This window comes from Deinococcus wulumuqiensis R12 (assembly GCF_011067105.1).
GTDB lineage: Bacteria > Deinococcota > Deinococci > Deinococcales > Deinococcaceae > Deinococcus > Deinococcus wulumuqiensis.
Genome location: NZ_CP049357.1, coordinates 696093 through 709624, shown reverse-complemented (window position 1 = coordinate 709624; position 13532 = coordinate 696093). Strand labels below are relative to the sequence as shown.

Below are 13532 nucleotides of genomic sequence, written 5' to 3'. Positions count from 1 at the left end.
CTTCTCCCCTGTCCCGTACGGGGGAGATTTCTTCTGCCCCTCTTTACCCCGCCTTTCCGCCCTTCTCCGCCAAAAGGCTGAAGGCGCAGTGACCCCCGGCACGCTAGCCTGCCCTCATGTGCCTGCGCCCGCCGCCCCGCCGCCAGACTGCCCGCGTTTCCCGCTGGCACCGGCTCGGGGCGGTTTTCCTCACTGGGGCGATGCTCATGGCGACGGGCGCGCAGGCCAGCCCCGCCAGCGACCTCTACGCGGCGGCGACCAAAGTGGTCCGCGAAAATTATCATGGCTGGTCCACCCGGAATTTCCGCACGCTGGAAGCCCAGTACGCCCGCAAGCTGGCCCGCGCCTGTGCGCCGCAGGGCGAAACGTGCAGCTACGACACGGGCCGGGCGGTCCTGGGCGAACTGCTGGCCGACTTCGGTGACGCCCACACCTACGTGCGCGACCCGGAGGGCGCCGCCCGCTACCGCGAGAGCGAGCAGGGGCAGGTGGTCCCGCGCACCGGGCTGCGCCTCGCCCGCGTGCAGGGCGGGCTGCTGGTCGCCTCGGTCGCCGCAGGCAGTCCCGCCGACCTGCTGGGTGTGCGCCGCCTGGACCTGATCACGCAGGTGAACGGCAAGGCGGTGGGCGGCCTGCTCGCGCCCGGTCAGGCCGCGCCCCCCGGGGACTTCGGGCCCAACGAGTTTGCCCGTATGGAACGCACCGGACAGGCGATAGACCTCACCCTGCGCCGCGCCGGGGAAGACGAACAGACCCTCAAAGTCATCGGGCTGCCTCTTCCCGCCCGTGACCGGCCCGAACCCGTGTGGGTGGGCGCCGGGGGCCGGGTCGCCGTGATCGACCTGCCCAGTTTTCTGTCGCCCGACACCGCCGCCGAGTTTCTGGCGCAGGTGCGGCAACTTCAGGCCAGCGGGGTGCGCCGCCTGATCGTGGACCTGCGCTTCAACGGGGGCGGCAATCTTCAGCAGTGCGTGGCCGCCGCCAGCATTTTCGGGCCGGTGGTCTACAACGCCAGCTACGCGGTCGGCGGATTTTCGTACAGCGGCCTGGACGGGCGCGAAGGGGCTTACCTCGACAGCGTGTTCGCCAGCCCCTCGCGCCGGGTGTGGACCGGCCCCGCCGCCGTGCTGATCGGCCCCGACACCGCCTCGTGCGCCGAGGTCTTCGCCTACTACGCGCAAAAGGGCGGCGCCCGACTGGTGGGCGAGGCGACCAAGGGCGTCGCCAACAGCGGCGTGCTGCTACGCAACCTGCCCGACGGGGGCCTGATTGCCGTGACCGTTTTCCGGGGCTACGCGACGGGCGACGTGCCTTTGCCGGCCCGCCTGACCCCGGACGTGCCCGCGCCCCTGGACATCGGCCTGCTGACCACCCAGGGGCGCGACACCGGCCTCGAAGCGGCGCTTTCCGCCCTCGGGGAGACGGCGGCGCCCACAGCGCCTTGACCGCAAAGAGGGGAAAGACCGTCTCGTCTTCCCCCTTCTCCTTTGGCTGCCTCCGGGCGCCCGGAAGTCATACGGATTCCGCTAAATTCCTGCACAGTCGGGAAAGCGCCGCCTGTGCATCCATATCGCAGAATCCGTATTTTTTCCTACTCGCATCCGCTCTGCTGCGCAGCTTTGCAAGTCGGATTGAATCTGAAACTACCAGATTCAATCGGAATCCGTATCAGGTGCCGGCCAGCAACCGCCAGATTTCGGGCGGCGCCACCCAGCCGTACCACAGGTTGGGCAGCAGCCCCAGCACCACGATTCCGATCAGGCTCAGCGCCACCGCGAAGGTGGTCGCCGGGCGCTGGCCGTGCGCGTACTCGCGGGCGGGGGTGCGGTCGGGCATGAACATCAGCATGGCGGGGCGCAGGTAGTACACCAGCGCCGCCACGCTGCTCAGCACCGCGAGCAGGCTGACGACCACGTACCCGCTCTCGAACGCCACCTGAAACGCCAGATATTTGGCGAAAAACCCCGCGAACGGCGGCAGCCCCGCCAGCGACGCGAGGCACACCGCCAGCGCTGCGGCGTAGGCCGGGTGCCGGTAGTACAGGCCGCGCAGGTCGTTGACGCTCATGCCCTCCTCGGTGCGCTGCAACGCCGCCACGATGGCCAGGGCCGCCACGGTCATCAGGGTGTAGACGAGCAGGTAGTACCCCAGCGCCGCGCCGCCCTGCGCCGTGTCCCCCAGCAGCGTCATCGCCAGGAAGCCGGTGTGCGCCACCGCCGAGTAGGCGAGCAGCCGCTTGAAGTTCTGCTGATACAGCGCCGCCGCGTTGCCGATCAGGAGGGTCAGCGCGACGAGCACCTGAAGCACCGCGTGCCAGCCCGGTCCCGCCGCGAGCGCCCCGCCGAAGACCCGCAGCATTCCGGCAAAGGCGGCCACCTTGACCACGGTGCTCAGAAACAGCGACACCAGCGTGGGCGCCCCGCTGTACACGTCGGGCGTCCATTGATGGAAAGGCACCAACGAAATCTTGAACCCGAAGCCCGCCAGCACCAGCAGCGTTCCGGCCACCAGCACCCCCAGGTTCGCCGGTTCCAGCACGCTCACCTGCTGCGCGATGCCCGCGTAGTTCAGCGTTCCGGTCGCGCCGTACAGGAAGGCCAGACCATAAATCAGAATCGCGCTGCCCACCGACCCGAGCAGAAAGTACTTCAGGCCCGATTCCTCGGCGCGGCGCGAGTCCTGAAAGGTCACCAGCACGTAACTCGCCAGGCTCATGATTTCCAGGCCGATGAGCATCACGATCAGGTCGCCCGAAAAGGCGATCAGCAGGCAGCCGGTCACCGCGTACATCAGCAGCGCGTCGAATTCGGCAAAGCTCACGCGGGCGCGGTAGGCCGTGTCCAGCGACACCAGCAGCGTCAGCAGCGCCCCGAGCAGCACTGTGCCCCCCAGCAGCAGCGCCGCCGGGTCCGCCCGCAGCGCCCCGGCAAAGGCCGAGCGCGGCACGTCGGCGCCCGCCCCCCAGAGCCAGACCAGACTGGCTCCGGAAGCGAGCAAAAAGACCACGTTGAGCGCCGTCAGGGTCCGGCGCGGCAGCCAGAAGCCCCCCAGGGTGGACACGATGGCCCCCGCCAGCACCAGCAGCAGCGGCAACATGGGGGCAAAACTCACGTCAGGCAAAACCAGATTCATTTACTGTCCCCCTAAGGACGAGAGCGCGGCCCGCACCGCCGGCTGCATCAGGTTCAGCACCGGGGCCGAGTACACCCCGAACAGCAGCGCCGCCAGCAGCGGCAGCACCAGCACCAGCCACTCGGTGCCGCGCAGGTCCGCGACCCGCACCGCGCCCAGGGGCCGCCCCTCCCAGAAGGTCCGCTGAAAAGCGGTCAGCGCGTAGGCGGCGGCGGCGATGGTGGTCAGCCCGGCCAGGAACGTCAGCCAGGGACTCACCTGATAGGCCCCCAGCAGCACCGAAAATTCCCCGACAAAGCCCGCAAAGCCTGGCACCGCGATGGACGCCAGCCACAGCGCCAGCGTCAGCCCGCCCAGCGCGCCGGCCTGGTTCATCACGCCGCCCACGCGGGTATCCAGGCTGCCGACGCGCTCCTGCAGCATCCCCACCGCCATGAACAGCGCCCCGGTGTAGAGGTTCTGGAAGGCGAGCAGGTACATCGCGCCGATGACCGCCGTTTCGTTCAGCGAAAACAGCCCCAGCGCCACGAAGCCCATGTGCGAAAGACCCGCATAGGCCAGCAGCCGCTTCCAGTTGCTCTGGTGAAAGGCGATCCAGGCGGCATACAGCGCGGTGAAGGCCGCCAGCCCCATCAGGACCGGGCGCAGCTCCAGCGAAGCGTCGGGAAACAGCGTCAGCCCGAAGACGAAGATGCCGTAGCCCCCCACCTTGTACAGCGTGCCCATCACGTCGGGAACGCCGCTTTCGTGGTTCTGTTCGTGAAAGTCGGGCAGCCAGGCGTGCAGCGGCCACAGCGGCAGCTTGACCGCCATCGCCGCCAGAAAGCCCAGGTACAGCCAGGTCTGCGCCGCACCCCTCACCGGGTGTGCCAGCAGGTCCGGCAGGGCGAAGGTGGGGCTGCCGCCGAGCCACTTGTAGCCGATGAAGCTCAGCAGCATCAGCAGCGAGCCGAGCAGCGTGTAGGCGCCGAACTTGACCAGCGCCCGCATCCGCCCTGGCCCGCCGTAGACCGCCAGCATCAGCAGCGAGGGAATCAGCGCCCACTCGAAAAACACGTAGAACAGAATCAGGTCCCGCGCCGCGAAGATGCCCAGCAGCCCGGTTTCCATCGCCAGCACCATCGCCAGCATCGGCCCCGGATTCGGCACCCGGCGGGCGGCGTACCACACGGCCATCAGGGTCATGAACGCCGTGACGAGCGCGAAGGCCAGCCCCACGCCGTTCAGTTCCACCGCGTAGGTCATCCCCAGCGGCGGCACCCAGGGCGAGACACTCAGCCCCTCGCCCCCCAGCCGCCACAGCCACAGGCCCAGGCCCAGCGTCACGGCGGCGAAAAACCCCGCGACTTCCTCGCGCCACTTGACCGGAGTGAGCAGCACCAGCAGCGCCCCCAGCAGCGGCAAAAACAGCATCAGACTCGTCATGCGGTGCCTCCGGCGGCCTCAGGAACCACGGGCCGCATCAGCTTCCCCCCCGGCCAATCATGGTCAGTGCCCAGTACCCGATAATCAGCGCCGTGCCCAGCACCATGCTCACCGCGTAGGCGCGGACATACCCGCTCTGCATGCGGGCAAACAGGCTGCCCGGCGCCCCCGCGTTGCGGGCCACCCCACTCAGCCCGGCGTCCACCCCCCGGTCCACAGCGTCCAGCCCCTGCGCGGCTGCCCGGCTCGGCGCGGCGAACAGACCGTTATACAGGTTGTCGAGGTACAGCGCCGACGTGCTGACCTGCCCCAGCGGGCCGTCGGCCAGCGCCCGGCGGCGGTGGTCCATCCAGGCCCAGCCCAGTCCCAGCAGCCCGGCCAGCACCGCCAGAGCGGTCAGCAGCCACTCGGTACTCACCGGAATGTGATGCGCGTGCTGCGGAATCGCGCGGCCCAGGTAGGTATCGAAGGCGTGCGTGCCCCCCGGCAGGAAGGTCGGAATGTTGAGCAGCCCGCCCAGGGTCGCCAGCAGCGCCAGCACGCCCAGCGGCAGTTTCATCAACCCGTCGGCCTCGTGGGGGTGGGGGACAGCGCCCCGGTATTCGCCGCGCCAGACCAGGAAATACCAGCGGCCCATGTAAAAGGCGGTCAGCAGCGCCACGCCCAGCCCGATGACGTACAACCAGGGGTTTTGCGCCCAGGCCGCCGCCAGAATCGCGTCCTTGGAGAAAAAGCCGCTCCAGATGGGAATGCCCGAAATCGCCAGCACGCCCATGAGTGCGGCGATGTGGGTAAACGGCATAAATTTCCGCATCCCGCCCATCGCCCGCACATCCTGTTCTTCGTGCAGCGCGTGAATCACGGCCCCCGCGCAGAGAAACAGCAGCGCCTTGAAAAACGCATGGGTCAGCAGGTGAAACACGCCCGCCGAGTACGCGCCCAGGCCCACCGCCATGAACATGTAGCCGAGCTGCGAGACGGTCGAGTAGGCCAGAATCTTCTTGATGTCGCTCTGGTTCAGGGCCGAGAGTGCGCCGTACAGCGCGGTCAGGCCACCGACCCAGGCCACCCAGTTCGACGCGGCGGGCGCGAGTTCGTACAGGAAGTGGCTGCGCGTAATCAGGTACACGCCCGCCGTCACCATCGTCGCCGCGTGAATCAGCGCCGAAACGGGCGTGGGGCCAGCCATCGCGTCGGGGAGCCAGGTCGTCAGCGGCAACTGACCCGACTTGCCCACCGCGCCGACGAGCAGGAACAGACACGCCAGTTCGATGGCCGACTGCGCCACGCGGGTGCCCTGCGCCTGCCCCGCGAGTTCGGGAATGCTGAGCGTGCCGTAGAGCTTGTACAGCAGGAACATGCCCAGCATGAAGCCGAGGTCGCCGATACGGTTCATGATGAACGCTTTGCGGGCGGCGTCGGAGTTGGCGCGGCCTTCTCGCGTGCTTGCTTCCAGGGTGCGCGGGTCGGACGCTTCCGAGTGCCGCCCCGAATGCCAGAAGCCGATGAGCAGGAACGACGCCACGCCCACCCCTTCCCAGCCCACGAACATCAGCGGGTAGGAGTCGGCCAGCACCAGAATCAGCATCATGGACACGAACAGGTTCAGGAACGCGAAAAAGCGCGTGAACTTGGCGTCGTGACTCATGTAACTGAGGGAATAGACGTGAATCAGGAAGCCGATGCCCGTGATGATCAGGGTCATCAGGCTGGAAAGCTGGTCGAGGTAAAAGCCGACGTTGAGGTTGGCACCGAGCGCCATGTTCGGCAGCCAGGGCCACAGCGACTCGTGGTCGGGCGTGCCGTCCAGCCCGAGGGAGCGGGTGACCGCCACCACGAAACTCAGCAGCACCATCAGGGAGGCGAGGTAGCCGCCCGTTTTACCGGGGAAGGCTTTGGGGAAGCACATCAGCAGCGCGAAGCCGACGAGCGGCAGCAGGGGAAGCAAATACAGAGGCATCATTCCCACTCAGCCTTTGAGTTGCGCGAGGTCGTCCACGTTGGTGGTTTCGCGCTTGCGGAAGATAGCGACGATGATCGCCAGGCCAATCGCCACTTCGGCGGCGGCCAGCGTCATCACGATAAACACGGCGGTCTGCCCCATCAGGTCGCCCCACGAGCGGGCAAACGCGACCAGGGCAATGTTGGCGGCATTGAGCATCAGTTCCACCGAGAGAAAAATCAGGATGGCCGTGCGGCGGGTCATCACTCCGATGAGGCCCAGCGCGAACAGGATGCCCGAGAGCGCGAGGTAATACGAGGTCGGCACCATCTCAGGCACGCTCCTTGAGGGGTTCGCTGCTCAGCGCCGCCGCTTTCCCTTCGCGCCAGGCCCGCCCGGCAGCGGGGGCCAGTTCGTTTGCGGCTTCGTCGGTCACGCCGTCGGGCTGGGGTACGGGCCGCTGCACCAGGGCCACCGAACCGACGATGGCGACCAGAAGCAGGATGCTCACGGCTTCAAAGGGCAGCAGGAAGCGGGTGAGCAGCGTTTCGCCCACCGCGCCCGCCGAGCCGCCGCGCAGCGCCTGCACGCTTTCGGCCAGCGGACGGGGGTCCTGATAGGTCAGCGCCAGCGCCACGAAACCGCCCGCGAGCAGCAGCGCGGCGATGGCCCCCAGCGGCCCGACAAAGGGCAGCGGGTCTTTGGCGGTCAAGGGCTGGTTGGCCCCCAGCAGCATGATGACGAAGAGAAACAGCACCATGATGGCCCCGGCGTACACGATCACCTGGGTCGCCGCCAGAAACGACGCGCTCATGGACGCGAACAGCCCCGCCACGCTGATGAGGGTGCCGACCAGTCCCAGCGCCGCGTGAACCGCGTTCCTCGCCGCGATGGTCAGGATGCCCCCAGCAATGGCGAGTGCGCCCAGCAGGATAAAAGCCAGCATCATGGGTAGTCCACTCCTTCCAGTTCGGCGCGGGGGCCGCCTTCCACCTGAAAGCCCAGCCGCACGGGTTTGCCCGACCCCAGAGCCTCGCGGCGCTGCGGGCGACTGCCGGTCACGCCGACCAGCATGTCTTCCTTGCCGTACACGAAGTCACGCGAGCGGTAATCGGCCATCTCGAACTCGTTGCCCAGCACCACCGCGCCCGTCGGACAGGCTTCCTCGCACAGGCCGCAGAAGATGCAGCGCAGCATGTTGATTTCGTAGACCTTGGCGTAGCGCTCGCCGGGGCTGACGGGGTTATGCGGGTCGTTCTCGGCGGCTTCCACGTAGATGGCGTAGGCGGGGCAGGCGGCGGCGCACAGCGAGCAGCCGATGCACTTTTCCAGTCCCAGCTCGCCGGGGCGTGCAGCGGGGTGACGGGTCAGCACATGGCGGCCCCGGAAGCGCGGCTGCAAGGTGGCCCGCTCCTCGGGATAACTGACGGTCAGGGGCTTTTGAAACAGCTTGCCGAGGGTCACGCCCATGCCTTTGGCGATGTCAAGGACACCCATGGTGGCCTCCTTTGGCGGTGCAGAGGGCGGAGAGCGGAGAGCAGAGGAAAGAAACCATCAGTCGCCCCCCAGTGTGCGGCCCGGCACCCGTTTGTCCCCTTGGCGCAGGGCGGGCGCGTTCCACAGGCCGCGCACCGCGTCGCTGGCGGCAAACAGAATCAGCAGCAAGAGCAGGCTGACCGCGCCGAGTAGCCACAGCCGGGGAATGCCGAGCAGCCCTTCAGGAGGCACGAAGGCGAGAACCGCCGCCACCGCCACGGTGTTGAGCAGCGCGAGCGGCAGCGTCAGTTTCCAGCCCAGGCGCATGAGCTGGTCGTAGCGCAGGCGGGGCAGCGTGGCGCGGACCCAGATGAACAGGAACATGAAAAAAGCGATTTTGGCGATCAGCCACACCAGCGGCCACGAGCTGATGCCGGGAATCACCCCTTCCAGAAAGCCCGGCCCCCGGTAGCCGCCGAAAAACAGCGTGCTCATCAGCGCCGAGGCGGTCATGATGTTGACGTACTCGGCCATCTGAAACAGCGCCCACTTGATGGACGAATACTCGGTGAGGTAGCCCGCCACGAGTTCCTGCTCGGCTTCGGGCAGGTCGAAGGGGGTGCGGTTGACTTCGGCGAAGCTGCTGACCAGAAACAGCGCGAAGGCGAACACCTGAAACAGAATCAGCCAGCCGTGGCCCTGGGCGCCCGCCTGCCACTCCACGATGTCGAGGAAGTTGGTGCTGCCCACCAGCATCAGCAGGCCCAGAATGCTCAGGCCCATGCCGAGTTCGTAGGAAATCATCTGCGCCGAGGACCGCAGCGACCCCAGCATCGGGTACTTGGACCCTGACGCCCAGCCACCGAGAAAGATGCCGTACACCCCCATGGAGGTCAGCGCCAGCAGCGCCAGCACCCCCGCGTCGAGGTTGTACACCCAGGGGTCGGTGCCGAACAGACTGCCGGGCGGCCCCGCCGGAATCCCCCCGAACGCGGTCAGCGCCATGCCGATGGCCAGAATCGGCGCGAGGGTATACACCAGCTTGTCGGCCAGAGTGACGGTCACGTCCTCCTTGAAAATGCTCTTGATGGCGTCGGCCAGCGGTTGCAGCAGTCCGAGCGGCCCCACCCGGTTGGGTCCGGGGCGCAGCTGAATGCGGCCCAGCAAGCGGCGCTCGATGAGGGTCATGTAAGCGAAGGCCGTGAGCAGCGCGAGTGCGACCAGCACCGCCTTGAGCAGCGTCACGAGCAGCGCGGAAAGCCAGTCGGGCATCAGTCGTCACCTCCGGGTTGGACGGGCTGGGGAACGTACATCGGCAGCGCCCACTTTTCCTCCACGAGTTGCCGGGTGCGCTCGACCCAGGTTTCGCCTTCCCGCGTCACCGGGCGCATCCGGGGTTTCCAGAGCTGCGGCGTGTACGGCACCCCTGCGGGCGCGGCGGCGCGGGTCACGTTCAGGTTCAGCGCTCCCCGCTCCGGCAACCCGTCCACCCGCACGCCCAGCCGCTCGTGCAAGGCCGCCTGCGCCGACTTCAGCCCGCGCACCCCGGGCCGCACGCCCAGCGCCCCCGCCAGCGCGGTGAGAGTGCGAATCAGGTCGGCCCCCTCGCCCGCTTCCAGCGCCGCTTGCTCCAGTGCCAGGAACCGGCCTTCGAGGTTGACCGTCGTGCCGCGCTTTTCATAGTTCGTCACGGCAGGCAGCACCACGTCGGCCCGTTTCGCCGTTTCGGTCAGGTGGGTGTCGTGGACGACGGTAAAGCCGCGCGGCAGGCCCAGCCCCTGCCCCACCGGGTCCAGGCGGCTGAGGAAGGCGGCAGGCGCGTCACCCAGGCCCGCGTACCCGGCGGCTCCGTCACGTGGCAGCAGCCCCAGCGCGGCCAGCCCGGCGCTGTTGGCCCCCGCCGGAATCGCCAGCACCTTCGCCCCGGTGCGGCTCGCCAGTTCGCTGACCTGCGCGGCCAGCGCCTCCGTTCCGCTGCCCAGCACGTCGGCGCCGAGGATGACCACCGGCTGCTTGGCGCCTTCCAGCAACGCCAGCGCCGCGCGCAATTCGTCGGTGTCGGGCCGCAGCAGCCGGGCGACGGCGTTGTGACCGTTGGACGCGGCCCGAATCCCGGCGTGACGCCAGAGGCCCGACTCGCGCCCGATGACCGCCAGCTTTTCCGGCGTGCGGGCGGGACGCTCCGTGAGGCGCAGGTCGGCAATCGCCGTGCCGTGGTCGAACTCGGTGGGCAAAATGCCGCCGCGCAGGGCTTCGAGAATGCGCAACTCCACCACCGGCGCTTCTTCGCCCAGGTCGGCCCCGATGACCACCACCGCGTCGGCCTGGGCCACGTCGGTCAGCGTGGCGGTGGGCGCGGTGAGCTGCGCGGCGTAGCGCGGCCAATGGTCCACGTTGCCCGTCCCGAGCTGCGCGGCCAGCCGTTCGAGCGCCACGCCTTCTTCCAGGGTGGAATCGGCGGCGACGAACAGACCGAGGTGCGAGGGGTGAACGCCGGCCAGCCCACGGTTCATGGCCGCCATCGCCTCGTCCCAGTCGGCCTCGCGCAGCTTGCCGTCCTCCCGAATCAGCGGGCGGGTCAGGCGGCCTTCGCTGGCAAAGGAGTGCCCGAAGCGCCCGGCGTCACAAATCCACATCTCGTTCACGTCGCGGTTTTCGCGGCCCACGATGCGCTCCAGGCGTCCGTTGCGGGCGTCCACGGTAATCGCGCACCCGACGGGGCAGAGCGTGCAGGTGGTCGGCGTGTGGTCGTACTCCCAGTTGCGGCCCCGGAAGCGGGCCACGTTGTCGAGCAAGGCCCCCACCGGGCAGATGTCGGTGATGTTGCCCGAAAAGCCGGTGGGCAGCCCGCCTTCCTGGGTGTCGATGAAGGTGTGCCCGCCACGCTCGATAAAGTCGAGCACTTCCTGGCCCGGCACTTCCTCGAAGTAACGCACGCAGCGTTTGCAGTGAATGCAGCGCTCCTGGTCGAGAATCACGAAGTCCGAGAGCGGGTAGTGCTTGTCGGCGTGGCGGCGGTCGAAGCCGAAGCGACTCGCGCCGTAGCCGTACTCGAAGGCGCGGTCTTGCAACTCGCACGCGCCGCCCTTGTCGCAGGTGGGGCAGTCGAGCGGGTGGTTGATGAGCGTAAATTCCATCATGCCCGCCTGCGACTTGGCGACCACTTCACTCGTCGCGGCGGTCTTGATGTGCATCCCTTCGGTGGCCTGCATGGTGCAAGACGCCATCGGCTTGGGGAAGTAGAAAATCTTGACTTCGCCGTTCTCGTCCTTTTCCAGTTCGCCGTCCTTGCCCTTGCGCGGCGTTCCGGCCTCGACCAGACACATGCGGCACGCCCCGACGGGCGAGAGGTACGAGTGGGCGCAGAAATACGGCACGTCCCGCCCGGCGGCGAACACGGCGTCGATGCCGGAGGTGCCCGCCGGGAGGTCGAGGGGGATTCCGTCTACGGTAACTTTCACAGGGCCTCCCGTTGGTCGGCGCAAATGGCTGAAGGCTGAGGGCCAAAGGCCAAAGACGCTTCAGCCGCCGCGCTCTGCCCCCCGCCATCTGCCATCTGCCATCCGCCTTCTGCTCTCTGCCGCTTCATGCGTCCCTCCAGCGCCCCGCCAGCGTCCGGCGCACTTCACCGCGTTCGGCGGCGTCGTACTCCTCGCGGAAGAGCTTGATGCTGCTCAGCACCGGCCCCATGCAGGCGTCGGCCAGCGCGCAAAACGAGCGCCCGCCGATGTTGTCGGCCATGTCCAGAATCAATGCCGTGTCACCGGGTTGCCCGTGCCCGCGCACCAGTTTTTCGTACATCTTGACCATCCAGCCCGAAATTCCTTCGCGGCAGGGGGTGCATTTGCCGCACGACTCGTGCCCGTAAAAGCGCACCGCGTTCCAGGTCGTGTCCACGATGGACACCGACTCGGGAATCAGGGTCACGCCCCCGGTGCCCAGGGAGCTGCCCGCCGCCGCCAGCGATTCGTAGTCCATCGGGGTGTCCAAAATGGCCTCGGACCACTTCAGGAGCTGGCAGGAAATCCCGCCCGGAATAATCGCCTTGACGGGTTCGGCGGGGCCGCCCGCCCAGTCGTAGATCAGCTCACGAAACGGCGTGCCCAGCGGCAGTTCGTACACGCCGGGCCGAGCGACGGGGCCGGAAATCTGAAACAGCTTCATGCCCTTGCTGCGCTCGGTGCCCATGCCCGCGTGCCACTCGGCCCCGTACTTGAGGATGTGGGTCGCGGCGCAGAAGGTCTCGACGTTGTTGATGGTGGTCGGCAGGCCGTACAGCCCGGCGGCGGCGGGAAACGGCGGCTTGAGGCGGGGATTGGCCCGCAGGCCCTCCAGCGAGTTCATCAGCGCGGTTTCCTCCCCGCAGATGTACGCGCCCGCGCCCCGGTGAACCTGAATGTCGAAGTCGAAGCCGCTGCCGAGGATATTTTCCCCCAGCAGCCCCGCCGCCCTCGCTTCGTGAATGGCGGCCCAGAGGCGCTCGGCGGCCAGCACGTACTCGCCGCGAATGTAGACATAGCCCTGAGCCGCCCGCATCGCGTACCCGCCAATCATCATCCCTTCGATGAGCTGGTGGGGGTCTTCCGACATCAGGTAGCGGTCTTTGAAGGTGCCCGGCTCGGACTCGTCGGCGTTGCAGATGACGTAATGCGGTTTGCCGTCGTTCAGCGGCATGAATGACCACTTCAGCCCGGTGGCGAAGCCCGCACCGCCGCGTCCGCGCAGGCCGGACTTCTTGACTTCCTCGATGACGGCGTCGGGGCCGAGGGCAAAGGCCCGCTGCACGCCCTGGTAGCCCCCGCCCCGGCGGTAGGCGTCCAGCGTCCAGCTTTGTGGCTGCCCCACCTGCGCGTACAGCGTGGGCGCGAAGCGGTGGTCGAGCGCACTGGTAATCGGCTTTTCGGCAGTGGGCGCGGTTCCGGTGGGCGCGGTCATGGGGCGCCTCCACCGGAAGCGGCGAGCGGCGTCAGGTCACGCACCGAGCCGCCGACGGTCACGCCTTTCGCGGTACTTTGCCGTCCGCCCTCACCGATGGGCACCGGCACCGGGTGGTCGGTGGCGGGTTTGTGGTCCGTCCGCAGCGCCGCCAGCAGTTCGGCCAGCCGCGCCGGGCCGACGCGCTCGTAAAAGCCCTCGTCGTTCAGCTGCACGACGGGCGCGGTGCCGCAGCTCCCCAGGCATTCGACCTTCTGCACGCTGAAGCGTCCGTCGGGCGTTACCTCGCCGGGCTGCACGTCCAGCCGCGTGACCAGTTCGTCCCACAGCGCATCGGACCCGGCGAGCGCACACATCAGCGTGCTGCACACCTGAAGGTGATACTTGCCGGTCGGCACCGTGTGGTAGGTCGAGTAAAAGCTCATCACACTTCGGACCTCGGTGGCGGTGGTGCCGCACAGCCCAGCGATTTCGGCCATGCGCGGCGCCGACACGAAGCCCTCGGCGTCCTGCACCTCACGCAGCAGCGGCATCAGCGCCGAGCGTTTGCCCTGCGGCGTGTCGGGGTAGCGCGAAAAGATGTCGGCGACCAACTCTTGTTTGTCTGCGAAGTAACTCAAAG

Annotated in this window: 11 protein-coding genes; 1 reads left to right on the top strand and 10 read right to left on the bottom strand. The window is 67.9% G+C overall.

Going from position 1 to position 13532, the window contains the following annotated elements; all coding sequences use genetic code 11:
* Nucleotides 1-116 precede the first annotated feature (116 nt).
* A complete protein-coding gene (locus G6R31_RS03470) occupies nucleotides 117-1445 on the top strand; it encodes a S41 family peptidase (protein ID WP_081608181.1) in 1329 nt (442 codons plus the stop codon).
* Between the two features lie 223 nt (nucleotides 1446-1668).
* Here G6R31_RS03470 and G6R31_RS03465 read toward each other — a convergent pair whose 3' ends face one another.
* The 10 genes from G6R31_RS03465 to nuoE all read right to left on the bottom strand — a co-directional run bounded on the left by G6R31_RS03465 (nucleotide 1669) and on the right by nuoE (nucleotide 13530).
* Nucleotides 1669-3132 carry an NADH-quinone oxidoreductase subunit N gene (locus G6R31_RS03465; RefSeq protein WP_017869281.1) on the bottom strand — a complete coding sequence of 488 codons (1464 nt, stop codon included), beginning with the start codon at nucleotides 3130-3132 and terminating at the stop codon, nucleotides 1669-1671.
* On the bottom strand, nucleotides 3133-4557 hold the full coding sequence (locus G6R31_RS03460; protein WP_017869280.1) for an NADH-quinone oxidoreductase subunit M: 1425 nt from the start codon (nucleotides 4555-4557) through the stop codon (nucleotides 3133-3135). It abuts the gene before it with no gap.
* A gap of 37 nt (nucleotides 4558-4594) precedes the next feature.
* A complete protein-coding gene (nuoL, locus tag G6R31_RS03455) occupies nucleotides 4595-6517 on the bottom strand; it encodes an NADH-quinone oxidoreductase subunit L (protein WP_025566951.1) in 1923 nt (640 codons plus the stop codon).
* Nucleotides 6518-6526: 9 nt separating this feature from the next.
* The gene (nuoK, locus tag G6R31_RS03450; protein ID WP_017869278.1) at nucleotides 6527-6829 is read right to left on the bottom strand and encodes an NADH-quinone oxidoreductase subunit NuoK; all 303 of its coding nucleotides are present in this window, start codon (nucleotides 6827-6829) and stop codon (nucleotides 6527-6529) included.
* 1 nt (nucleotide 6830) lies between these two features.
* Nucleotides 6831-7448 (bottom strand): NADH-quinone oxidoreductase subunit J family protein, encoded by a 618-nt coding sequence (locus G6R31_RS03445; protein WP_017869277.1) that lies wholly within the window; start codon nucleotides 7446-7448, stop codon nucleotides 6831-6833.
* Complete coding sequence (gene nuoI, locus G6R31_RS03440; protein WP_017869276.1) at nucleotides 7445-7996, bottom strand: NADH-quinone oxidoreductase subunit NuoI; 552 nt, start codon at nucleotides 7994-7996, stop codon at nucleotides 7445-7447. The genes G6R31_RS03445 and nuoI overlap by 4 nt, the downstream gene beginning before the upstream one ends.
* A gap of 57 nt (nucleotides 7997-8053) precedes the next feature.
* Nucleotides 8054-9247, bottom strand: coding sequence for an NADH-quinone oxidoreductase subunit NuoH (nuoH, locus tag G6R31_RS03435; RefSeq protein WP_017869275.1), 1194 nt, complete (start codon nucleotides 9245-9247; stop codon nucleotides 8054-8056).
* Nucleotides 9247-11436: an NADH-quinone oxidoreductase subunit NuoG gene (nuoG, locus tag G6R31_RS03430; protein WP_017869274.1), complete on the bottom strand. Its 2190-nt coding sequence runs from the start codon at nucleotides 11434-11436 to the stop codon at nucleotides 9247-9249. The genes nuoH and nuoG overlap by 1 nt, the downstream gene beginning before the upstream one ends.
* 124 nt (nucleotides 11437-11560) lie before the next feature.
* On the bottom strand, nucleotides 11561-12910 hold the full coding sequence (gene nuoF, locus G6R31_RS03425) for an NADH-quinone oxidoreductase subunit NuoF (protein WP_017869273.1): 1350 nt from the start codon (nucleotides 12908-12910) through the stop codon (nucleotides 11561-11563).
* The gene (nuoE, locus tag G6R31_RS03420; protein ID WP_017869272.1) at nucleotides 12907-13530 is read right to left on the bottom strand and encodes an NADH-quinone oxidoreductase subunit NuoE; all 624 of its coding nucleotides are present in this window, start codon (nucleotides 13528-13530) and stop codon (nucleotides 12907-12909) included. Before nuoE ends, nuoF begins: the two co-directional genes overlap by 4 nt.
* Nucleotides 13531-13532: the final 2 nt, after the last annotated feature.

What these genes read in the sequence shown, in the direction of transcription:
- nuoL (WP_025566951.1), bottom strand. Translation starts at nt 6,517, where the DNA reads ATGCCTCTGTATTTGCTTCCCCTGCTGCCGCTCGTCGGCTTCGCGCTG.
- G6R31_RS03460 (WP_017869280.1), bottom strand. Translation starts at nt 4,557, where the DNA reads ATGACGAGTCTGATGCTGTTTTTGCCGCTGCTGGGGGCGCTGCTGGTG.
- nuoI (WP_017869276.1), bottom strand. Translation starts at nt 7,996, where the DNA reads ATGGGTGTCCTTGACATCGCCAAAGGCATGGGCGTGACCCTCGGCAAG.
- nuoK (WP_017869278.1), bottom strand. Translation starts at nt 6,829, where the DNA reads ATGGTGCCGACCTCGTATTACCTCGCGCTCTCGGGCATCCTGTTCGCG.
- nuoH (WP_017869275.1), bottom strand. Translation starts at nt 9,247, where the DNA reads ATGCCCGACTGGCTTTCCGCGCTGCTCGTGACGCTGCTCAAGGCGGTG.
- G6R31_RS03445 (WP_017869277.1), bottom strand. Translation starts at nt 7,448, where the DNA reads ATGATGCTGGCTTTTATCCTGCTGGGCGCACTCGCCATTGCTGGGGGC.
- G6R31_RS03465 (WP_017869281.1), bottom strand. Translation starts at nt 3,132, where the DNA reads ATGAATCTGGTTTTGCCTGACGTGAGTTTTGCCCCCATGTTGCCGCTG.
- G6R31_RS03470 (WP_081608181.1), top strand. Translation starts at nt 117, where the DNA reads ATGTGCCTGCGCCCGCCGCCCCGCCGCCAGACTGCCCGCGTTTCCCGC.
- nuoF (WP_017869273.1), bottom strand. Translation starts at nt 12,910, where the DNA reads ATGACCGCGCCCACCGGAACCGCGCCCACTGCCGAAAAGCCGATTACC.